We start from the raw sequence: 20760 nt of genomic DNA, 5'->3' as shown, positions 1-20760 counted from the left end.
CGCGCAGCCTCTGCTGTCAGCGCAGAACAGACGACTACGCGCGGAAAAACCGCGCGTAGCTGCCGCCCCCAGAGCGGAACAGACGACTACGCGCGGAAAAACTATGCGTAGCCGCACTACTCAGCGCAGAACAGACGACTACGCGCGGAAAAACTGTGCGTAGCCGCCGCCCTCAGCGCGGAACAGACAGCTACGCGCGGAAAAACCGCGCCTAGCCGCCGCCCTCAGCGCGGAATAGACGACTACGCGCGGAAAAACCGCGCGTAGCCGCCGCCCTCAGCGCGGAATAGACAGCTACGCGCGGAAAAACCGCGCGTAGCCGCCGTTCCCAGAGCGGAACAGACGACTACACGCGGAAAAACCGCGCGTAGCTGCCGCCCCCAGAGCGGAACAGACAGCTACACGCGGAAAAACCGCGCGTAGCCGCCGCCCTCAGAGCGGAACAGACAGCCGTTGCACCCAGCCGCCGCATTCAGCAACCTTCGCACCTCCGCATCGCCGCCCTCGCACGACATGCCGCGATCCATGAGATGCCCATTCCTCCTTTCTATCCCTTCACTTGAAGGTTGAAATAGGCATCTGCGAGCACGAGTGCCTTCGTCGCAGCGGCTGCGGAGCGCCCTTCTGCTTCGTCGGCGTACCGCATCGACGCGGCCGCAGTCTCTTGAAAGGCTCTATTTTTCCGGAACATTTCGCGGGACAGGTGCATAGAGTAGGAAGCACAGCAGCCTTAGGCTGCGAGCCGGGCGCCTCTGACGGCGGATAGGCAGGCGGTGGGGAGGCGGGAATCGCGTCCCTCTACGGCTGTCTCCTTCGCGGAATGGCGCTGCGGCGCAAGCGCCGCAGCCTGTCCCGAAAGATCAGGTCGGCGCTTTGGCAAAGCGGAAAGCGGGAGGAATGCGGATGAACATCGAATTGGAGCGCTGGCTGGAAAGGCGCGGAGTCACAGTAGCGGATGTCGCGGAAATCGTCCACTCCTTGCAGCTCCCCTACAACCCTCATCTCACGATGGACGAATGCGTGGACAGCGTGCGCACGGTGCTGGGCAAGCGCGAAGTCCAATATGTGCTCTGCACGGGCATCGCGCTCGACGAGCTTGCGGAGAAGCGGCTGCTGCCGGCTCCGCTGCAGCGGATCATGGAGAAGGACGAATCGCTGTACGGCGTCGACGAGACGCTGGCGATGGGCATCACGCATGTGTACGGCATGATCGGCTTGACGAGCTTCGGCTATCTGGATAAGGTGAAGCCTGGCATCATCAGCCGCCTGAACGACAAGTCGACGGGCGAGATCCACGTCTTCCTCGACGATCTCGTGGCCGGACTGGCCGCGGCGGCATCGGCCCGGATCGCGCACCAGGACCCGAGGGCGACGGACTACAGCGAGGACGGCACGAAAGCCTGAGGGCGTGCAGGAATCGGCGGCTGCGGGAGCGAATCGTTCCTGCAGCAAGCTGCCGCCGGCCGGCGGCCAAGCGGACCGCTCCCCCGGCTCGGGACCGCGAAGCGCGGCCGTCCGCGCCGCTGCGGGACAGGCCGTTCCCCGGCTGCCCGCGCCGCCGGTGGACGGAGCGCTCCCCGGCCGGGACCGCGAAGCGCCCGGCCGAGCCGCTCTCCCTAGCGGCTTTCGGCCCGGATCGGCCTAGGCCTTTCTTGCTAGCAAAACTTCTCCTATGCTATGATTGTGAGATCATGTGACCTGTTTCCGGGATATCAGGAGGTACCTTTCATGTGGACGGTCATCTACATCGCGCCTACGGCGAAGATCGCGGAGAGCATCAAACGAAGGCTAACCGAAGAGGGGTTCCTCGTCCAGACAAGACCCATCAACATGTCCAAGCAGCAGTACGAGATCCTCGTGCCGTCCGGAGAACTGGAAGAAGTCCAGGAAGTGCTGACGTCCATTCTCCATTCCTGATTCCGGCCCGACTATACTTAGCGTCTTGAGAGGTGTCACTTGTGTTCAAGGACCTGTTCCATAAGCGAAAATACGCCACCGTGCCTTCCGAGAGGGAGCGCGGGGACCAGCAGGAAAGGCCGAAGCGGGACATTCCCGAAGGCTTGATGAACAAATGTCCCAAATGCGCGACGATCCAATTCTCCAAGGAATTGGACAAGAACCACAAAGTATGTCCGTCCTGCGGGCATCATTTCCGGCTGAGCGCTTGGGAGCGCATCGGAATGACGCTTGATGACGGACGTTTGTCTGAATTCGACCGCGACATGATTTCGGAGGACCCGCTGGAGTTCCCCGGCTACGCGTCCAAGCTCGAAGCGCAGAAGAAGAGCTCCGGCCTGAGGGACGCCGTCGTGACGGGCGAAGGCGCGATCGGGGGCTTCCCGGTCGTCGTCGCCATCATGAGCTTCGACTTCTTCAGCGGCAGCATGGGCTCCGTCGTCGGCGAGAAGATCACGCGGGCGATCGAGCAGGCGCGTCTGCGCAAGCTGCCGATGCTCATCTTCTCGACTTCGGGCGGCGCGCGCATGCAGGAGAGCATCCTGAGCCTCATGCAGATGGCCAAGACGAGCGCCGCGCTCGCCAAATTCCAAAGCGAGGGCGGCCTGTACATCTCGGTCATGACCGATCCGACGACAGGCGGCGTCACGGCGAGCTTCGCCTCGCTCGGCGACTACAACCTGGCCGAGCCCGGCGCGCTCATCGGCTTTGCCGGCCGCATCGTCATCGAGCAGACGATCCGCCAGAAGCTACCGGACAACTTCCAGACTTCGGAATTCAACCTGCAGCATGGCCAGCTCGACCGCGTCGTGCACCGCAAGGACATGAAGTCCACGCTGACGCGCCTGCTTGACATGCATGCCGTGAAGGAGGAAACGGGACATGGCGGGTGAACTGCCGTTCGAAAAGCCGCTGGGCGACCTGAGGCGCAAGATCGAGGAGCTCAAAGGGCTCAGCCAAGGCAAGGGCATCGACTTCAGCGACGAGATCGCCCGGCTGGAGGCGCGCTGCCGCCAGCTGGAGGAGGAGCTCTACAGCGAGCTCGGCGCCGCCGAGAAGATGCATCTGGCCCGCCATCACCAGCGGCCGACGTCGCTTGATTTCATCCAGGCGATCTTCACCGACTTCCTGGAGCTGCACGGCGACCGGCTGTTCGCGGACGATCTGGCGATCGTCGGCGGCCTCGCCAAGCTGAACGGCATGCCGGTCACCGTCATCGGCCATCAGCGCGGTAAGGATACGAAGGACAATATCGCCCGCTTCTTCGGCAGCCCCCATCCGGAGGGCTTCCGCAAGGCGCTGAGGCTCATGCAGCAGGCGGACAAGTTCCGCCGTCCGATCATCACGTTCATCGACACGAAGGGCGCCTATCCCGGCAACACCGCCGAGGAGCGGGGGCAGTCCGAGGCGATCGCCCGCAACCTGCGCGAGATGGCGCTGCTCGGCGTGCCGGTCATCTGCGTCGTCATCGGCGAAGGCGGCAGCGGCGGCGCGCTCGCGCTCGGCGTCGGCAACCGCGTGCTCATGCTCGAGAACGCGATCTACTCGGTCATCTCGCCGAACGGCGCGGCATCCATCCTCTGGAAGGACGCCTCCAAGGCGGACCAGGCGGCCGAGGCGATGAAGATCACCGCCAAGGACCTGCTGTCGTTCGGCATCATCGAGGAAGTCGTGCCGGAGCCCCAGGGCGGCGCCCACCGCGACTACGAGCAGCAGGCGGAGTCGATCAAGGAAGCGGTCTGGCGCCATCTGCAGGAGCTGCTCGCGATGTCGGCGGAGGAGCTCGTCGAGGATCGGTACATGAAGTTCCGCAAAATCGGCCGTTTCGCCTTCGCGGCGGAGGCGGGCTCGGAGCAGCCGGACGGCGCGCTGGAAGCGCCGGAGGCTGCCGGACTGCCGGCAGAAGCCGGAGCGGAGCCTGCCGCGCCGGGCGACGCCTCGCCCGCCGCGGAGTCGGCCCGAGTGCACTAAGCAGGAGTCAGGTTCGCAAGGAGCGGCCGCAAGCGGCCGCTTTTTCGCGTCTCGAGAACGCATTTCTTTTGCGGTCTGAATCGAAAGTCATGCTTTTTACCGGACGAAAGTCTTGTAAAGAGAGGAATGTCATGTCTATGCCGCTGCCAAATGTGATAGAATGAATGATAGTGTTCAAGCAAGCTAACTGATGGAGGAATCATGAACCATGCGTAAAACGAAAATTGTATGTACGATCGGACCTTCCAGCGAGTCGCTGGAAAATACAAAGAAACTGATTCTGGCCGGCATGAACGTCGCCCGCCTGAACTTCTCGCACGGCGACTTCGAAGAGCACGGCAACCGCATCAAGAACATTCGCCAGGCCTGCGCGGAGCTCGGCAAGACGGTCGCGATCCTGCTCGACACCAAAGGCCCTGAGATCCGTCTCGGCAAGCTGAAGGAAGAGCCGATCGAGCTGCAGCAGGACGACTACATCACGCTGACGACCGAAGAGATCCTCGGCGACCGCCACCGCATCCCGGTGACGTACAAGAACCTGCCGGCCGACCTGAAGGTCGGCTCGACCGTCCTCATCGACGACGGCCTCATCGGCCTGACCGTCGTGGACATCCAGGGCACGGAGATCAACTGCAAGATCGTCAACAGCGGCCCGATCAAGAGCAAAAAGGGCGTCAACGTTCCGGGCGTGCACATCTCCCTGCCGGGCATCACCGAAAAAGACGCCGGCGACATCGTATTCGGCGTCGAGCAGGGCGTCGACTTCATCGCCGCATCCTTCGTGCGCAAGGCTTCCGACGTGCTTGAGATCCGCGAGCTGCTGGAGCGCCACAACGCGGGCCACATCCAGATCATCTCCAAGATCGAGAACCAGCAGGGCGTGGACAACCTCGACGAGATCCTCGAAGTGTCCGACGGCCTGATGGTCGCGCGCGGCGACCTCGGCGTCGAGATTCCGGCCGAGGAAGTGCCGCTCGTGCAAAAGTCGATGATTCAAAAGGCGAACCTCGCCGGCAAGCCGGTCATCACGGCGACGCAGATGCTCGACTCCATGCAGCGCAACCCGCGTCCGACCCGCGCCGAAGCGAGCGACGTGGCGAACGCCATCCTTGACGGCACCGACGCGATCATGCTCTCCGGCGAGACCGCCGCGGGCAAGTACCCGACGGAATCCGTACTGACGATGTCCCGCATCGCCGAGCGCGCCGAGTCCGCGCTGGACTACCGCGAGATCCTGACCAAGACGGCGATCGCGCAGCAGACGACGGTCACCGAGGCGATCAGCCAAGCGGTGGCGAACTCCGCCCTCGACCTGCAGGCCAAGGCGATCGTGACGTCGACCGAGAGCGGCTATACCGCCCGCATGGTGTCCAAGTATCGTCCGAAGGCTCCGATCATCGCCGTGACGACCGACGAGCGCATCATGCGCCGCCTGAACCTGACGTGGGGCGTCATCCCGACGAAGGGCGTCGCCGCCGATACGACGGACGAGATGTTCAACTTCGCCGTCGAAGGCGCGCTCGGCACGGGCCTCGTCTCGCTCGGCGACACGATCGTCATCACCGCCGGCGTGCCGGTAGGCCGCGCGGGCACGACGAACCTCATCAAGGTGCATCACATCGGCGAGCTCGTCGCCAAAGGCCAAGGCATCGGCAGCCAGACCGCTACGGGCAAGATCGTCGTCGCCCGCACGCCGGAGGAAGCGATCGCCAAGACCAAGGAAGGCTCCATCCTCGTCACCGTCTCGACCGACAAGGACTACATGCCGGCGATCGAGAAGGCTTCGGCGATCATCACCGTATCCGGCGGCATCACGAGCCATGCGGCCGTCGTCGGCCTGAACCTCGGCATTCCGGCGGTCATCGGCATCGACAACGCGTTCGAGCTGCTGCATGACGACATGGAAGTGACCGTCTACGGCGAGATGGGCGTCATCTACACCGGTCAAAGCAAAGTCCTGTAAGAAGCCGGGCCGGCTCCGGCTTGGCTCTGACTGCCAAGCCCTGCGTCTGCTCAGGGCCAAGGCCGATCCTCTCCCGCCGAGAGGATCGGCTTTTTTGCATATTGCCTGATTTGAGCCGATAATAAAGGGACAAGGATAGAGGCAGGAAGGGGCAATTACGGCTTATGGAGCAGGCGGAATGGACGCTGCACCCGCTGCGGGTGCGCTATCAGGAAACGGACGCGATGGGCGTCGTGTATCATGCGAATTATTTGACCTGGTTCGAGATCGGGCGCACGGAGCTGATCCGCTCCGCGGGGTACGCCTACGGCCGGATCGAGCAGGAAGGGCTGATGCTGCCGCTGACGGATCTGGACAGCCAGTTCCGCCAGCCGGCCCGCTACGACGACGCGATCGTCGTCTGCACCCGGGTGGAGCGCTTCACGCCGATGCGGCTCGGCTTCCGCTATCAGATCCGCCGGCTCGAGGCGGGGGCCGCGGAAGCGGCGCTGCCTGCGCTCGGCGAAGGCGCGGTCCGCGCCGCGGGCGAGGACGGGGCCGGACTTCCGGGCGAGCTGCTTGCCACCGGGGGCACTCGGCATGTGTGGGTGGATCGCAGCTTCCGTCCGGCGCGGCTCGACCGGCGCCTGCCGGAGCTGTACGCGCTGATCCGGCGCATGGCGCCGGCTGGAAAGGAGGAGGGGGCATGAACCGAAGGCTCGGAACGGTGCAGAAGGCGCTGCTCGGCGGAGCGGCCTACGTGCTGCTGGAGGTGATCGCGATGGCCTGGCTCGGCAGCCGCATCGGCGTCGGCGGCGTGTTCCTGCTGCTCGTCGGCACGGCCGTGCTGGGCACGGTGCTGATGCGCACGCACGGGCGCAAGGCATGGGCGGAGATGCGCCGCAAGATGGAGCTCGGCGAGCCGCCGGGCCATGCGCTGCTGAACGGCCTTTGCCTGATGGCCGGCAGCCTGCTGCTCATTTTCCCCGGCGTGATCGGCGACCTGGTCGGCCTGACGCTCGTCCTGCCCGTCACCCGCGGCTTCTACCGACTGCGCCTGTACCGGCTGCTGGAGCGGCTGCTGCGGCGCGGAGGCGGCGGAGGCTTCGGCGGTCCGGGCGGCGGGCGGTTCATCTTCATCGGGCGCCGCTGAGGCCGGCGTCCGGCATGCCTTCGATCCGCAGCGGGGGCGTGCCGGCCCTCGCGGCCGCAGGCATTTACCTGGCCTTTACCGCATCTTAATATAGAAGTAACAGTGACGCTGCATAATAGGGACAACGACAAGGAGGCTCTTCAGCGATGAGTAAAGCATTGTCCCCCTATGTGAACCGCGACCTGAGCTGGATCGAGTTCAACCGCAGGGTGCTGGAGGAAGCGCAGGACCCGACGACGCCGCTGCTGGAGCGCGCGAAGTTCCTGTCCATCGTGTCCAGCAACATGGATGAATTCATGAGCGTCCGCATGGCGGGCATCCAGGACCAGCTCAAGGCGGGCTATACGAAGATGGATTTTACCGGCTATACGCCGCAGGGGCTGTGGAAGCGGCTCATCAAGCGGACGGGCCAGATGGTCGCCGAGCAATACCGCACCTATCGGGAAGTGATGAGGGGGCTGGCGCGAGAGGGCATACATATCCGCGAAATGGACGATCTGAACGCCTCGCAGGCCGCGGCGGTCGAGCATTATTTCCGGACGATCGTCTTTCCCGTGCTGACGCCGATGGCCGTCGACCAGAGCCGTCCGTTCCCGCTCCTTCATACGAAGGAGCTGTATCTGGCCGTGCTGCTGCGCGATCCCGAAGAAGAGCCGGAGGCCGAGCCGTACTTCGCGATCGTCCAGGTGCCTTCGATCCTGCCGCGCTGCGTGGCGCTGCCGGTCCGGGGCAACAGCAAAAAGCTCGAGTACGTGCTGCTCGAGGACCTTATCCGTTCGTTCATCCATACGCTGTTCAGCGGCTACAGCCTGGAAGCCGTGCATCCGTTCCGCCTGACCCGCAACGCCGACCTGACGCTCAACGAGGAAGGCGCCGAGGATCTGCTTGAGGAGATCGAGAAGGAGCTTCGCCGCAGGCGCTGGGGCATGCCCGTGCGGCTCGAGATCGGCGAAGGCTTCCATCCGTACGCGCTCGACCTGCTGCAGGAGGAGCTGGAGATCGGCGATCATGTCGTCCGCATCGGCGGACCGCTCGATCTCAGCTTTCTGATGCGCTTCGCCGGCTCGATCGGGGGCAAGGAGAGCCTCCGCTATCCAAAGCTCGAGCCGGTCTACCCGCGGGAGCTCGAGGAGCATGAGCTGATCTTCGATACGATCCGCGAGCGCGACGTGCTGCTGCATCATCCGTACGAGTCGTTCGAGCCGCTGGCCGAGTTCGTCCAGCAGGCGGCGGACGATCCGCAGGTGCTGGCGATCAAGATGACGCTCTACCGCGTCAGCGGGCAAAGCGAGCTCGTGCAGGCGCTCGCCGCCGCGGCCGAGGCGGGCAAGCAGGTGACGGTCGTCGTCGAGCTCAAGGCGCGCTTCGACGAGGAGCGCAACATCGCCTGGGCGCGCCAGCTCGAGAAGGCGGGCTGCCATGTCGTCTACGGCCTCGTCGGCCTCAAGACGCATGCCAAGATCCTGCTCGTCGTGCGGCGCGAGGCCGACCAGCTGCGGCGCTACGTGCATGTCGGCACCGGCAACTACAACGACAGCACGGCCAAGGCGTACACCGACATCGGCCTGTTCACGTCGCATCCGATCATCGGCGCGGACGCGTCGGCGCTGTTCAACGAGGTGACCGGCTACTCGTCGCCTTACGAATGGCAAGCGTTCAGCGTCGCGCCGAGCGGGCTGACGGAGCAGCTGTTCCGGCTGATCGACCGCGAGCGCCGGCATGCCGAGGAGGGCCGGGGCGGCTACATCGCCGCCAAGATGAACTCGCTCTCCAACCAGGAGATGATCGACAAGCTGTACGAGGCGTCGCGCTCGGGCGTGCGCATCGACCTCATCGTGCGCGGCGTCTGCTGCCTGCGTCCCGGCGTGCCGGGCCTGAGCGAGAACATCCGCGTCGTCAGCATCGTCGACCGCTTCCTCGAGCATTCGCGGCTGCTGTACCTGCGCAACGCCGGCGAGGAGGAAGTGTATTTGTCGAGCGCGGACTGGATGACGCGCAACCTGACGCGGCGCATCGAGCTGATGTGCCCGGTGTTCGACCCCAGCCTGCGCGACAGCCTGATCGCGCTGCTGCGGCTGCAGCTGAGCGACAACGTCAAGGCGCGGGAGCTGCAGGCGAGCGGCGGCTACGAGCGGATGCGGCCTGCCGAGGGCGAGGAGCTGCTGCGCAGCCAGTTCCAGGCGGAGCGGATCTCCAGCTGGAAAAAGGCGCTGCCGCAAGCCGAGCAGGCGTAAGCGAAAAGGGGCTCTCCCGCAAGGCCGTCGAAACGGCCCTCGGGAAAGCCCCTTTTTGCCTGCATTGGCTTCGTCTAGCGGACGGACAGCTCGGGCTGAAGCCCCCACAGCTTGGCGAACTCGCGTCCGGCCTCCTCGACCTCCTGCCGCTCCAGAGCGAGCGAGCCGGACGGCCGCACGGCGCTGAGCCGCAGGCGGCCCTCCTCCGGTCCGAGCGACGCTTCGGCCTCGAGCCGGCTGATCGGCTGCGTCTCGCTGCGGTCGAGCGCGGCGGCGAGCTGGAGCAGGCTGCCCAGCAGGGCGGCCGCCTCCACGTCTCCGGGCTCCAGCAGCGCCTCGTACGGCTCCAGCTGCGACTTGCAGCGGCTGCGGCTGCGGAACGCCGCGATCGCGGCGGTCAGCACGTTCTCGCGATGCGACATGCCGTTCAGGCTGCAGTTGGTCAGCAGATAGAACGTATGCTTCGGATAGGCGGCGTGGTCGATCGACGCTCCGATCCGGTAGAGCAGGGAGGCGGCGTCCAGCAGCTTGGCCGCCCGATCGCCCAGCCGCTCCAGCGGACGGCCGGGAGCGGAGCCGCGGAGAGTCTCGAGCAGCTGCAGCGAGAGGCGGTTGACCTGGTTCACATGCGGGAGCGGCGCCTCGGGATAGAGCGCGTATGTGTTGCGCACGCTGTAGCCCAGCACGTCGTCGAGCCGCGGCCGCTCCGGCGACTGCACGGAGAAGAACAGGCCGTCGCGCAGGCCGGCCGCGCAGACGCGGTATTCCGCAGCGCCGGTCAGGCGCCGGAACAGCCGCAGCGCGGCGAGTCCGGGCACGATCAGATCGACGCGGTCCTTGGACAGGCCCGGGAACTTGCGGCGCTTGTCCAGCGGCATCGCGCGCAGCGTATCGAACAGACGGTCGGCGTCCTCGGCCGGAATCGCATAGTTGTGCGTCTGCGGGAAAGGATAATGGCGGACCGCCTGATGGATCTTGGCCAGCGCGCGGATCGTGCCGCCGACGCCGATGAGCGGCAGTCCCGGCGACCAGCGCAGCCACGGATGCTCCTCGCTCGCCCGCAGCGCCATCTCCTCGAGCCGGCGCAAGCCGTCGTCGCCGAGCATGCCGCGGTCGGCATAGCTGCGAGCGAGGTTGACGCAGCCGAACGGAAAGCTGACGCTCTGCACGAGCGTGCGCTCCTTGAACAGGGAAATTTCCGTGCTGCCTCCTCCGATATCGATGAGGAAGCCGTCGCGGACGTCCATCGTGTTGACCATGCCGAGGAAGCCGTAGCCGGCTTCCTCCTCGCCCGGCAGCAGCTCGATGTCCAGTCCCGACTCGGCGCCCAGCCTCCGCAGCACCTCGGCGCCGTTGACGGCGTTGCGCATCGCGGCCGTCGCGACGGCGCGAACGGCGCTCGTCCCGTGATGCGCGCAGAGCATGCGGAAGTGGCGGAGCGTCTCGGCAAGCTCGGCGACGGTCTCCTCGTCGATGCGCCCCTCGGCCGTGATCCTCTGGCTGAGCCGAGCCGGACGCTTGCTGCCGTCGATGACGCGATGCGCGCCGGTAGCCGTCGTCTCGTAGACGACGAGGCGGATGGAGTTGGAGCCGATGTCGATGATGCCGATGCGTTGCTCGTTCATGGAGCGGATTCCCCTTTCCTCGGACTATGGCTTGGCTGAAACGCTGATTCCATCAGTGTAACACCTTGCCGGCCAACCTCCAAACGGGCGACAAGTAAATTCTATGAAGGCGATAAAGCATTTTTATCTTCGATCGGTTGGATTCATCATGAAAATACTTTATGATAAAAAGGATTGCTGCGGTCGCCGATTTGCCCATCCTTGACATCCGCTGTTCTCGCCTGCGCGACCCGGAGGCGTGAATGCGCTGTCAAAGGCGGTGCAAGCCTTTTTCCGCAGCCTGATGTTGACAGTCCCATTACCGGCCGCTTCCTATCCGCGCGCCGAAGACAAAGGAGAGAGTTCAATGACAGCTACCAAAGGTCTCGAAGGCATCGTCGCCACGACCTCGTCCATCAGCTCCATCATCGACGGAGTGCTGACCTATCGCGGCATCAACATCGACGAGCTGGCCGAAGGCGCTACGTTCGAAGAAGTCGCCTACCTGCTCTGGTACGGCAAGCTCCCTACGGCATCCGAGCTCGAGGAGCTGAAGTCCAAGCTGAGCGCCTCCGCCCCGATTCCGGCCGAGGTGATCGACGCGATCCGCCTCTATCCGCAGGACGCCAACTCGATGGCGGCGCTCCGCACGGCGGTATCCGCCCTGGCGCTGTACGATCCGGCCGCCCAGGACATGAGCCGCGAGGCCAACGTAGACAAGGCGATCCGCCTGCAGGCGCAGCTGCCGACGGTCATCGCCGCTTTCGACCGCATCCGCAGCGGCCAGGAGCCGATCGCTCCGAAGGCCGGCCTGTCCGTCGCGGCCAACTTCCTCTACATGCTTACCGGCGAGACTCCGGACGATGTAGCGGTCAAGGCTCTCGACCAGGCGCTCGTGCTGCATGCCGACCATGAGCTCAACGCCTCCACGTTCGCCGGCCGCGTCACCGTCGCGACGCTGTCGGACATCTACTCCGGCGTCGTCTCCGCGATCGGCGCGCTCAAGGGCCCGCTGCACGGCGGCGCCAACGAGGCGGTCATGGTCATGCTCGAGGAGATCGGCTCGCCGGACCGCGTCGAGTCCGTCATCAACGAGAAGCTGGCCAACAAAGAGAAGATCATGGGCTTCGGCCATCGCGTCTACAAAAACGGCGACCCGCGCGCCAAGCATCTGCAAAAGATGTCCGAGGAGCTCGGCAAGCTGAAGGGCAACCTCGACCTGTACGACATGAGCGTGAAGATCGAGGAGATCGTGACCGGACAGAAGGGCCTGAAGCCGAACGTCGACTTCTACTCCGCGTCCGTCTACACGACGCTCGGCATCAAGCGCGACCTGTTTACGCCGATCTTCGCGATCAGCCGCCTGTCGGGCTGGACAGCGCATATCCTGGAGCAGTACGATAATAACCGTCTGATCCGCCCGCGCGCGGAGTACACGGGTCCAGCAAGCGCCAAGTTCATTCCGATCGAGCAGCGCTGATCTCCCTCCCCCCGGCTTCATGTCCGGGGGGCTTCGGCTGCGCACGCAGCTTGTCCCGTTTCCGCCGCTTGGCCGGCGCAGGGACCCGCATGATTTTCATACCAAGAGGAGGAATCATCCCCAATGGCACAACTCGAAAAATTCGCCCTTCCGACCGAAGGCGAGCAGATCACGATTGAAAACGGCAAGCTGAACGTTCCGAACAACCCGATCGTTCCGTTCATCGAAGGCGACGGCACGGGCCGCGACATCTGGCGCGCCTCCAAGCGCGTCCTCGACGCGGCAGTCGAAAAAGCCTACGGCGGCGAGAAGAAGATCGCCTGGTACGAAGTATTCGCCGGCGAAAAAGCGTTCAACCAATACGGCGAATGGCTGCCGGCCGACACGCTGACGGCGATCCGCGAGTACATCGTCGCGATCAAAGGACCGCTGACGACTCCGATCGGCGGCGGCATCCGTTCCCTGAACGTAGCGCTGCGCCAGGAGCTCGACCTGTACGTCTGCCTGCGCCCTGTGCGCTACTTCGACGGCGTGCCTTCCCCGGTGAAGCGTCCGGAGCTGGTCAACATGGTCATCTTCCGCGAGAACACCGAGGACATCTACGCCGGCATCGAGTATCAAGAAGGCACGGACGCGGTTAAAAAAGTGCTTTCCTTCCTGCAGAACGAGATGGGCGTGAACAAGATCCGCTTCCCGGAAACGTCCGGCATCGGCATCAAGCCGGTATCGGCCGAGGGCTCCAAGCGCCTCGTGCGCGCGGCGATCGAGTACGCGATCGAGCACGGCCGCAAGTCGGTCACGCTGGTCCACAAAGGCAACATCATGAAGTTCACCGAGGGCGCCTTCAAAAACTGGGGCTACGAAGTGGCGGAAGCCGAGTTCGGCGACAAGGTGTTCACATGGGGCCAATATGACCGCATCAAGGACGAGCAAGGCACGGATGCGGCCAACAAGGCTCAAGACGAAGCTCTGGCGGCCGGCAAGATCCTCGTGAAGGACGCCATCGCCGACATCGCCCTGCAGCAAGTGCTGACCCGTCCGACGGACTTCGACGTCATCGCGACGCTGAACCTGAACGGCGACTACCTGTCCGACGCCCTGGCGGCTCAAGTCGGCGGCATCGGCATCGCGCCTGGCGCCAACATCAACTACATCACCGGCCACGCGATCTTCGAGGCGACCCACGGCACGGCTCCGAAATACGCCGACAAAGACGTGGTGAACCCGGGCTCCGTCATCCTCTCCGGCGTCATGATGCTCGAGCATCTGGGCTGGCAGGAAGCGGCCGACCTCATCTACAAAGGCATGGAAACTTCGATCAACAACAAGACGGTCACCTACGACTTTGCCCGCCTGATGGAAGGCGCCAAAGAAGTGAAGTGCTCCGAGTTCGCGGATCAAGTCATCGCCAACATGTAAATCGTGCAAGAGTCCGCTTCGGCGGGCTCTTCTCTTCTCTTTCGGCGCTGCTGCCGAGGCAAGGCCGCGGTATCGTTTCATGCAGGAGGCTGGACATTCCAATCCGATGGAGGGATTCTCATGGCTATCGCACGCAAGAAGATCACGGTCGTAGGAGCCGGGTTCACGGGAGCGACGACGGCGCTCATGCTCTCGCAAAAGGAGCTCGGAGACGTCGTGCTCGTCGACATCCCGCAGCTGGAAAATCCGACGAAGGGCAAGGCGCTCGACATGCTGGAGGCTTCGCCGGTGCAAGGCTTCGACGCGCGCATCACCGGCACGTCCGATTATGCCGATACGGCCGGCTCCGACATCGTCATCATCACGGCGGGCATCGCGCGCAAGCCGGGCATGAGCCGCGACGATCTCGTCGCCGTCAATGCCGGCATCGTGCGCTCCGTCTGCGAAAGCGTCAAGGCGACGAGTCCGGACGCGTACGTCATCCTGCTGTCCAACCCGGTCGACGCGATGACCTATGTCGCCTACGAGACGCTCGGCTTCCCCAAAAACCGCGTCATCGGCCAGTCCGGCGTGCTCGACACGGCCCGCTACTGCACGTTCATCGCGCAGGAGCTGAACGTGTCGGTCGAGGACGTGCGCGGCTTCGTGCTCGGCGGCCACGGCGACGACATGGTGCCGCTCGTGCGCTACTCCAATGTCGGCGGCATCCCGATCGAGACGCTCATCCCGGCGGAGCGCATCGAGGCGATCGTGCAGCGCACGCGCGTCGGCGGCGGCGAGATCGTCGGCCTGCTCGGCAACGGCAGCGCCTACTACGCGCCGGCGGCATCGCTCGTGCAGATGACCGAGGCGATCCTGAAGGACAAGAAGCGCGTCCTTCCGGTCATCGCGCTGCTGGAGGGCGAGTACGGCTACGACGGCTTGTTCCTCGGCGTGCCCGCGATTCTCGGCGGCGACGGCATCGAGAAGGTGTTCGAGCTGGAGCTGACGGCGGAGGAGCAGGCGGCGCTCGACCGCTCGGCCGACTCCGTGCGCGCGGTCGTCAAGCTGGTGGCGGCGCCGCAAGGCTGAGCCTGAATGAAAAACAGCCCCGAATCCGAAAGACGGATTCGGGGCTTTCGGTTAAGATGGAAAAGAAAGGGGGTGCTTGCGATGAGCGCATGGCGCCATGGACGCTGGATGCGAGCCGGAATCGCGGCGGTCGTCCTGCTGCTGGCCGGCAGCCTGATCTGGTGGTTCTTTCCGCAGCGCATCGACCGCACGCTCCAAGGCTACGAGTTCACCGCCGGACAGCCGGAGCGTCCCGGACGTTCCTTGACGCTGAAGCTCGAAGGCACGCTTCAGCGGACGCTGGCCGGCTTCTGGAAAGGAGCGGGCAAGTTCGAGGGCAAGCTGGTCATCGTAGGCGAGTCCTACTCCGGCGTGCCGGAGGATGCGACGCCGTTTTTTTATATGAGCAGAGGGGGAGGAAGGCTGGGGCTCAATTGGGTCGAAATAAACCCTGAAGGTCAGACCGTGCCAGGAATTCACCTCATCGGTGAGGTGATGGCCGAGTACGATTGGAGCAAGCTTGCGATCATCCGTTTACACGAAAAGAAGGGCTGGAACAGCAACGAAGGGGTGACGATTGCCGCGCCTGCCCGAAATCGAGAGGAAGCGCTGGAGCTGGCGAACCGGGTCATGTCCGAGCGGCTCGGTGAAGGTCCGCCTTTGAAATGAACGGGGTTCGCTTGAACCAACCATGAGCCGACAATCGATCGCAGCGGCTCGCCAGCATACCTTCACTTCCAGCAAGGCCATGCTCAATCCCGCATCAACGCCTCCGTCTCCCGGATAAGCTCCTGCAGCCGGGAAGCGGCCTGCGCCAGCTTCTCGGCGTCGTCGCCGAGCGCCGCGAACAGGCGGCCGATGCGGCCGGAGTAGTCTGCAGGAGCGAGCGGAAGCGAGCCGGCAATCGCGGCCGCGCCCTTCTCGTTCATCCAGTACGCTTCGTTCAGCGCGAACAGCGTCTGGTTGAGGCAGGAGACGGAGCGGAATAAGCAGCCCGCGACATACGAGGCGTCCCCCTTGGGGATGCCTTTTCGGCCGTTGTCGAGAGCGAACGAGGCTTCCCAAAGGAAACGGCCGATCGTCGCTCGCTGCAGCGCAGGCGGATAAGGGCGCACGCTCCGCTTCAGCCGCTCCAGCACGCCCTGCGGATCCCACAGCGGCTGGCAGAGAGCGGCTTCGGCCAAGTAGATGGAGCTCACGAAGCCATGCGGATGACCGGGCTGGTAGTCGATCCGGATCGAGCCTTGCCGGCAATCGCCGATGACGCGCTCGACCTGATCCAGATCGCGGTACAGCAGGTCGACCGGCATGCCGCCGACCCGCAGCCAGCCTCCGCCGTTGATCCAAGGTCCCCAGTCGCCGAGCGGGGTGACCGCCTCCGCGCGGCTCTCGTCGTCGAGCCTGCGCGCCGCCTCCCGCAGCTGCGTCAGGTCCGGCGGGGCGTCCGGTCGGTAATACAGGCCGAGATCGAAGTCGGAGCCGGCGTGGGCGGTTCCGCGGGCGCGCGAGCCGCCGAGCGCGATCGCGGCGATGCCTTGCACGTTGGACAGCTCCTTCACGGCAAGCTCGAGAATGCTTTCTGCCTCCATGGGCTAGCCTCCTTTTTCACGCAACTGGGGATCAATCGTCCGCCAACAGCTCGTCGAGCATCGCCTGCTTGCGGTTGACGAACTGCTTCATGACGGACCAGTGGGGCGTCTGCTCCAGCTCGACCCGCTCGGCGCCGTCCGGTCCGAGCAGGTAGATGTCGGCGTCCGGGTAGGCCATCAGGATCGGCGAATGGGTGGCGATGATGAACTGCGAATGCTTCTGCACGAGCTGATGGATGCGCGAGAGCATCGACAGCTGGCGCTGCGGCGACAGCGCCGCCTCCGGCTCGTCGAGGATGTACAGGCCGCGCCCGCCGAAGCGGTGCAGGAACGCGGCGAAGAACGACTCGCCATGCGACTGCTCGTGCAGCGGCTTGCCGCCGTAGGAGTCGATGATCGGCGGGCCGGAGGCTCGCGCGCCGTCGGGACGGTCCAGCCGTTCGATCTCGCTGGCGAGATTGTAGTAGCTTTCCGCCCGGAAGAAAAAGCCATCCCGCGGCTTGTGCACGCCGCGCGCCAGCCGCAGATGGCGATGCAGCTCCGAGTGCGTCTCGGCGGTGGAGAAGCTGAAGTTGATCGTGCCGCCCTCGGGATTGAAGCCCCAGGCGACGGCGATCGCCTCCAGCAGCGTCGACTTGCCGGTGCCGTTCTCGCCGATCAGGTAGGTCACCTTGGGATGGAGCGGCAGCCGCTCCAGCGTGCGGACCGCCGGCAGGCTGAACGGGTACTCGCGCGGATTCGCGATTCCGGAGCGCAGCAGCTCGATGCTCTTGAGGTAGCCGGGTCCTCGGCTCATTCTAATCTCCCCTTCCTTGAAAGAGCTTCCTCCACCCAGTATACTCGATGGACGGTTGGATCACGAAGATCGACAAGGCTAGGGGGAACGCGGAAATGGAAGAGGAATCCTGGATTACGCATGAAGAATACTTGGCATCGGCGGAGCTGTTCCGCTCGGCGTTCCCGGCGTTCGCTGCCGAGGTGGCGCGTGTCGAGGCGATGCGCGGCAAGCTCAACGAGTTCCAGCTGAGCCGCGCGGTGACGATGGCCGCCGACAGCGTGGAGATTCTCGGCTGGAACAGCCGCCGCACCGTGCTGGCGATTTTCGACGTCTATGTCGAGCTGTACCGCGGAGAGGGGCGCGAGGCGGCCGACCGCTGGGTGGAGGCGACGTTCGGGGCCGGTCTGCTGCCGGCGCCAGGCGGCGCGCCGGACTCGGCCGATCCGGGGCTGCTGGCGCGGCTCGGCGAGGTCGAGGAGGAGATCCGCGAGCGCGAGGCCGAGCTGCTGGAGCTGTACCGCGAGCTGACGCGGCTCAAGGCGGCGGCGAGCGGGACGCGGCCGGCGGATGGACTGCGCGGGCACGGTGAGGACGAGGGCGAGGCGGCTGCCGGCAGGTAGACACCTTTTCTCCGACCTGTCACAATAGAGGGATGAGCGCTGGACGGGCCCGCTCAGGGAGTCCGGCCGTCCACGGAAACAGGAACAGGAACAGGAAAGGGAGTCGAAGGCCTATGCTGCAGGAAGCGCGCGAGCTGCTGAAGCGCGTCTATGGATACGATTCCTTCCGCCAGGGGCAGGAAGGGATCATCGAAGCGATCACGGGAGGCAGGGATACGCTGGCGATCTTGCCGACAGGCGGAGGCAAGTCGGTCTGCTACCAGATCCCGGCGATGCTGATGACCGGCACGACGATCGTCGTCTCGCCGCTCATCTCGCTCATGAAGGACCAGGTCGACGCGCTGCGGCGCGTCGGCGTGCCGGCGGCGTACCTCAACAGCTCGCTCGGCGCGGGCGAGTACCGGGATGTGCTGCGCGCGGCGCTGAACGGGGAGTACAAGCTGCTCTACATCGCGCCGGAGCGGCTCGACGGCTCGATGTTCGGCGAGCTGTCCGAGCGCATGCGCATCCCGATGATCGCGATCGACGAGGCGCACTGCGTCTCGCAGTGGGGCCATGACTTCCGTCCGAGCTACCGGCAGCTGGCCGGCTGGATCGGGCGCATGGAGGATCGGCCGCTCGTCTCGGCGTTCACCGCGACGGCGACGCCGGAGGTGGCGGACGACATCACGGCGATGCTCGGACTGCGCGAGCCGAGCGTATTCGTCAGCGGCTTCGCGCGAGAGAACCTGTCGCTGTCGGTCGTCACCGGCGCGGACAAGAAGCGGTTCCTGACGCAGTTCCTGAAGGAGCGTCCGGACCAGTCCGGCATCATCTACGCGGCGACGCGCAAGGAGACCGAGGCGGTCCATGAGGAGCTGCTGCGCCAGGGCATCCCGGCGGGCAAGTACCACGGCGGCCTCGGCGACGCGGAGCGCGCGGAGGCGCAGGAGAAGTTCCGCTTCGACGAGACGCGCGTCATGGTGGCGACCAACGCGTTCGGCATGGGCATCGACAAGCCGAACGTGCGCTTCGTGCTGCACTGGCAGATGCCGGGCGACGTCGAGTCGTACTATCAGGAAGCCGGACGCGCGGGCCGCGACGGCGAGGAGTCGGAATGCGTGCTGCTGTTCGAGCCGCAGGACGTGCAGATCCAGCGCTTCCTGATCGAGCAGGGCCAGGGGGACGAAGGGCGCAAGTCGGTGCAGCTGTCCAAGCTGTACGCGATGATGAATTTCGGCCGCACGGAGCGCTGCCTGCAGCAGTTCATCGTCGACTATTTCGGCGAGAAGGGCGTCGAGCCCTGCGGCAAATGCGGCAACTGCCTCGACAAGAGCGAGCGGCTCGACATGACGAGCGAGGCGCAGAAGGCGCTCAGCTGCGTCGGCCGCATGAAGGGGCGCTTCGGCGTGACGATGGCCGCCAAGGTGCTGAAGGGCTCGCGCGACAAGAAGATCATCCAGTTCGGCCTCGACCGGCTCTCCACCTACGGACTGCTGCGGGAATGGCCGGAGCGGGAGATTTCCGACTGGCTGTACTGGCTCGTGGCCGAAGGCTACCTGCGCCTGAGCGAAGGCCAGTATCCGACCGTCTCGCTGACGGCCGAGGCGCTGCCGGTGCTCGAGGGCAGCAAGACGGTCGTGCGCCGCAAGTCGACGTCGGTGCGCCGCGCGGCCTCGGCCGCCGCGTCCGGCGAGGCGTCGCCGCTGTTCGAGGCGCTGCGCCAGTGGCGCAAGGAGACGGCCGCGCGCGAGGGCGTGCCGCCGTTCATGCTGTTCTTCGACGCGACGCTGCGCGAGCTGGCGGCCGCCGCTCCGGCGAGCCGCGACGAGCTGCTGCGGGTCAAGGGCATCGGCGCGGCCAAGGCCGACAAGTACGGCGACGCGCTGCTCGCGATCACGTCCGGCGAGGAGGCGCAGGCGGGACGGCAGCCGGACTTGTTCCAGGCGGCTGACGCCGGCCGTGCGCCGGCGCGGGCGGAGGCGTCCGTCTCCGGTCGGGGCGAGAGCGGCAGCCATCTGGCGACGTACGAGATGTTCCAGGCGGGCGGCACGATCGAGCAGATCGCCCAGGAGCGCGGCATCAGCCGCGTCACCGCCGAGAGCCATCTGATGCGCTGCGCGGACGAAGGGATGGAGCTGGACTGGAGCCGCATCATTCCCGAGGATCAGGAGCCGCTCATCCTGGAGGCGGCGAGCCGCCTCGGCGCCGGCAAGCTGCGACCGCTCAAGGACGCGCTGCCGCCGGAGGTCGACTATTTCGCCATCCACGGCGTGCTGCGCAAGCATGGGCTGAAAAGCGGCTGAGTTCCGGAAGCGCCGCGCCTCTGAGCGAAAGCGAAAGCGGGGCGCGCGGTCCGATGCGGCCGGATAAAGGCCCAAATAAGTCGGAAATAGGACGAGAGCGGCCGAAAACGGAAGCAAATGAAGCGTTTCCTTTTGTCATGGCCGATTTCATCTAGTATACTTGTCGTAGACAAGCCTAGGAGGATGAAAGATGACGCAAATTATGGTATTCCTGCATGTGCTCGGCGCGGGCGGACTCGGCTTCTACCTGATCCTGCCGTTTCTCGTCGGCCGCGCTTCCCGTCTGGCCGGAGCCGGACAGCAGGGACTGGCCGAAGGACTCGTGACGGGCAACCGGATCGCGCAGTACTTCCTGATCCTGCAGTTTCTGACGGGAGGCTACCTGATCTCCAAGGCCGACTACACCGTCGCCTGGATGATTCTCTCGATCGTGCTGTTCCTCGCCATCGCGGCGCTGGGCGGCATCCAGACCAAGCCGCTCAAAGGCATCGTCAGCCAGATCCAGGCGGGCCAGAGCGCGACGGCAAGCATCGCCAAAGTGCGCATGTTCAGCTTCATCCTGCTCGCTCTGTACGTGGTGATCCTGTACTTCATGGTCAACCCGTTCTTCGAATAAGAGCAGCGGATCCGACGCCTTGCTTTCCCTTCAGGCCGCGAGGACTCGCCAAACCGCTCCTGC

Annotated in this window: 19 protein-coding genes; 15 read left to right on the top strand and 4 right to left on the bottom strand. The window is 65.0% G+C overall.

The window, feature by feature from the left end:
• Positions 1 to 398: 398 nt before the first annotated feature.
• A complete protein-coding gene (locus tag GE073_RS25825) occupies positions 399 to 527 on the bottom strand; it encodes a hypothetical protein (protein WP_255309748.1) in 129 nt (42 codons plus the stop codon).
• Positions 528 to 903: 376 nt separating this feature from the next.
• Here GE073_RS25825 and GE073_RS18235 point away from each other — a divergent pair, with 376 nt between their 5' ends.
• From GE073_RS18235 to ppk1, 8 genes are all read left to right on the top strand, one after another.
• On the top strand, positions 904 to 1404 hold the full coding sequence (locus GE073_RS18235; RefSeq protein WP_101807961.1) for a phosphatidylglycerophosphatase A family protein: 501 nt from the start codon (positions 904 to 906) through the stop codon (positions 1402 to 1404).
• Between the two features lie 324 nt (positions 1405 to 1728).
• Positions 1729 to 1917, top strand: coding sequence for a hypothetical protein (locus tag GE073_RS18230; protein WP_028599093.1), 189 nt, complete (start codon positions 1729 to 1731; stop codon positions 1915 to 1917).
• Positions 1918 to 1958: 41 nt separating this feature from the next.
• Positions 1959 to 2849, top strand: coding sequence for an acetyl-CoA carboxylase, carboxyltransferase subunit beta (gene accD / locus GE073_RS18225; protein ID WP_028599092.1), 891 nt, complete (start codon positions 1959 to 1961; stop codon positions 2847 to 2849).
• Complete coding sequence (locus GE073_RS18220) at positions 2839 to 3927, top strand: acetyl-CoA carboxylase carboxyltransferase subunit alpha (protein WP_052333280.1); 1089 nt, start codon at positions 2839 to 2841, stop codon at positions 3925 to 3927. Before accD ends, GE073_RS18220 begins: the two co-directional genes overlap by 11 nt.
• Positions 3928 to 4135: 208 nt before the next feature.
• A complete protein-coding gene (gene pyk / locus GE073_RS18215; RefSeq protein WP_028599091.1) occupies positions 4136 to 5890 on the top strand; it encodes a pyruvate kinase in 1755 nt (584 codons plus the stop codon).
• A gap of 164 nt (positions 5891 to 6054) precedes the next feature.
• Complete coding sequence (locus GE073_RS18210) at positions 6055 to 6579, top strand: acyl-CoA thioesterase (protein WP_028599090.1); 525 nt, start codon at positions 6055 to 6057, stop codon at positions 6577 to 6579.
• Positions 6576 to 7022: an FxsA family protein gene (locus tag GE073_RS18205; RefSeq protein ID WP_028599089.1), complete on the top strand. Its 447-nt coding sequence runs from the start codon at positions 6576 to 6578 to the stop codon at positions 7020 to 7022. The genes GE073_RS18210 and GE073_RS18205 overlap by 4 nt, the downstream gene beginning before the upstream one ends.
• 146 nt (positions 7023 to 7168) lie before the next feature.
• On the top strand, positions 7169 to 9256 hold the full coding sequence (gene ppk1 / locus GE073_RS18200) for a polyphosphate kinase 1 (protein ID WP_153784020.1): 2088 nt from the start codon (positions 7169 to 7171) through the stop codon (positions 9254 to 9256).
• A gap of 74 nt (positions 9257 to 9330) precedes the next feature.
• On the opposite strand, the gene GE073_RS18195 is transcribed toward ppk1, so the two are convergent.
• Positions 9331 to 10881 (bottom strand): Ppx/GppA phosphatase family protein, encoded by a 1551-nt coding sequence (locus tag GE073_RS18195; RefSeq protein WP_153784019.1) that lies wholly within the window; start codon positions 10879 to 10881, stop codon positions 9331 to 9333.
• Between the two features lie 346 nt (positions 10882 to 11227).
• Here GE073_RS18195 and citZ point away from each other — a divergent pair, with 346 nt between their 5' ends.
• The 4 genes from citZ to GE073_RS18175 all read left to right on the top strand — a co-directional run bounded on the left by citZ (position 11228) and on the right by GE073_RS18175 (position 15478).
• Positions 11228 to 12340: a citrate synthase gene (gene citZ / locus GE073_RS18190; RefSeq protein ID WP_028599086.1), complete on the top strand. Its 1113-nt coding sequence runs from the start codon at positions 11228 to 11230 to the stop codon at positions 12338 to 12340.
• 123 nt (positions 12341 to 12463) lie between these two features.
• Positions 12464 to 13759 (top strand): NADP-dependent isocitrate dehydrogenase, encoded by a 1296-nt coding sequence (gene icd, locus GE073_RS18185; RefSeq protein WP_028599085.1) that lies wholly within the window; start codon positions 12464 to 12466, stop codon positions 13757 to 13759.
• Between the two features lie 120 nt (positions 13760 to 13879).
• A complete protein-coding gene (gene mdh, locus GE073_RS18180; RefSeq protein ID WP_153784018.1) occupies positions 13880 to 14830 on the top strand; it encodes a malate dehydrogenase in 951 nt (316 codons plus the stop codon).
• 81 nt (positions 14831 to 14911) lie between these two features.
• Positions 14912 to 15478, top strand: coding sequence for a hypothetical protein (locus GE073_RS18175; RefSeq protein ID WP_153784017.1), 567 nt, complete (start codon positions 14912 to 14914; stop codon positions 15476 to 15478).
• Positions 15479 to 15561: 83 nt separating this feature from the next.
• Here GE073_RS18175 and GE073_RS18170 read toward each other — a convergent pair whose 3' ends face one another.
• Both GE073_RS18170 and GE073_RS18165 read right to left on the bottom strand, forming a co-directional pair.
• Positions 15562 to 16398, bottom strand: coding sequence for a nucleotidyltransferase domain-containing protein (locus GE073_RS18170; RefSeq protein ID WP_153784016.1), 837 nt, complete (start codon positions 16396 to 16398; stop codon positions 15562 to 15564).
• A 31-nt stretch (positions 16399 to 16429) separates the two neighbouring features.
• Positions 16430 to 17194, bottom strand: a complete 765-nt coding sequence (locus tag GE073_RS18165) for an AAA family ATPase (RefSeq protein WP_101807954.1) — start codon at positions 17192 to 17194, stop codon at positions 16430 to 16432.
• A 95-nt stretch (positions 17195 to 17289) separates the two neighbouring features.
• On the opposite strand from GE073_RS18165, the gene GE073_RS18160 reads away from it, so the two are divergent.
• The 3 genes from GE073_RS18160 (at position 17290) to GE073_RS18150 (ending at position 20697) form a co-directional block, all read left to right on the top strand.
• Positions 17290 to 17796 (top strand): hypothetical protein, encoded by a 507-nt coding sequence (locus GE073_RS18160; RefSeq protein WP_028599080.1) that lies wholly within the window; start codon positions 17290 to 17292, stop codon positions 17794 to 17796.
• A 113-nt stretch (positions 17797 to 17909) separates the two neighbouring features.
• Positions 17910 to 20081 carry a DNA helicase RecQ gene (gene recQ, locus GE073_RS18155; RefSeq protein WP_153784015.1) on the top strand — a complete coding sequence of 724 codons (2172 nt, stop codon included), beginning with the start codon at positions 17910 to 17912 and terminating at the stop codon, positions 20079 to 20081.
• Positions 20082 to 20271: 190 nt separating this feature from the next.
• Entirely contained in the window at positions 20272 to 20697 is a 426-nt protein-coding gene (locus tag GE073_RS18150) for a hypothetical protein (protein WP_028599078.1), read from the top strand.
• The last annotated feature ends 63 nt before the right edge of the window (positions 20698 to 20760 follow it).

It is taken from the genome of Paenibacillus sp. B01 (genome assembly GCF_009649995.1).
GTDB classification, from domain to species: domain Bacteria; phylum Bacillota; class Bacilli; order Paenibacillales; family Paenibacillaceae; genus Paenibacillus_O; species Paenibacillus_O pasadenensis.
Note: the sequence above shows the minus strand (reverse complement) of the source record. Positions and strands in the feature narration are given on the sequence as shown.

Coding starts and splice junctions, on each gene's coding strand:
- ppk1 (WP_153784020.1), top strand. CDS start 7,169: ATGAGTAAAGCATTGTCCCCCTATGTGAACCGCGACCTGAGCTGGATC.
- GE073_RS18230 (WP_028599093.1), top strand. CDS start 1,729: ATGTGGACGGTCATCTACATCGCGCCTACGGCGAAGATCGCGGAGAGC.
- icd (WP_028599085.1), top strand. CDS start 12,464: ATGGCACAACTCGAAAAATTCGCCCTTCCGACCGAAGGCGAGCAGATC.
- GE073_RS18235 (WP_101807961.1), top strand. CDS start 904: ATGAACATCGAATTGGAGCGCTGGCTGGAAAGGCGCGGAGTCACAGTA.
- GE073_RS18150 (WP_028599078.1), top strand. CDS start 20,272: ATGACGCAAATTATGGTATTCCTGCATGTGCTCGGCGCGGGCGGACTC.
- recQ (WP_153784015.1), top strand. CDS start 17,910: ATGCTGCAGGAAGCGCGCGAGCTGCTGAAGCGCGTCTATGGATACGAT.
- pyk (WP_028599091.1), top strand. CDS start 4,136: ATGCGTAAAACGAAAATTGTATGTACGATCGGACCTTCCAGCGAGTCG.
- GE073_RS25825 (WP_255309748.1), bottom strand. CDS start 527: ATGGATCGCGGCATGTCGTGCGAGGGCGGCGATGCGGAGGTGCGAAGG.
- GE073_RS18195 (WP_153784019.1), bottom strand. CDS start 10,881: ATGAACGAGCAACGCATCGGCATCATCGACATCGGCTCCAACTCCATC.
- GE073_RS18210 (WP_028599090.1), top strand. CDS start 6,055: ATGGAGCAGGCGGAATGGACGCTGCACCCGCTGCGGGTGCGCTATCAG.
- GE073_RS18165 (WP_101807954.1), bottom strand. CDS start 17,194: ATGAGCCGAGGACCCGGCTACCTCAAGAGCATCGAGCTGCTGCGCTCC.
- GE073_RS18175 (WP_153784017.1), top strand. CDS start 14,912: ATGAGCGCATGGCGCCATGGACGCTGGATGCGAGCCGGAATCGCGGCG.
- GE073_RS18160 (WP_028599080.1), top strand. CDS start 17,290: ATGGAAGAGGAATCCTGGATTACGCATGAAGAATACTTGGCATCGGCG.
- citZ (WP_028599086.1), top strand. CDS start 11,228: ATGACAGCTACCAAAGGTCTCGAAGGCATCGTCGCCACGACCTCGTCC.
- GE073_RS18170 (WP_153784016.1), bottom strand. CDS start 16,398: ATGGAGGCAGAAAGCATTCTCGAGCTTGCCGTGAAGGAGCTGTCCAAC.
- mdh (WP_153784018.1), top strand. CDS start 13,880: ATGGCTATCGCACGCAAGAAGATCACGGTCGTAGGAGCCGGGTTCACG.
- GE073_RS18220 (WP_052333280.1), top strand. CDS start 2,839: ATGGCGGGTGAACTGCCGTTCGAAAAGCCGCTGGGCGACCTGAGGCGC.
- GE073_RS18205 (WP_028599089.1), top strand. CDS start 6,576: ATGAACCGAAGGCTCGGAACGGTGCAGAAGGCGCTGCTCGGCGGAGCG.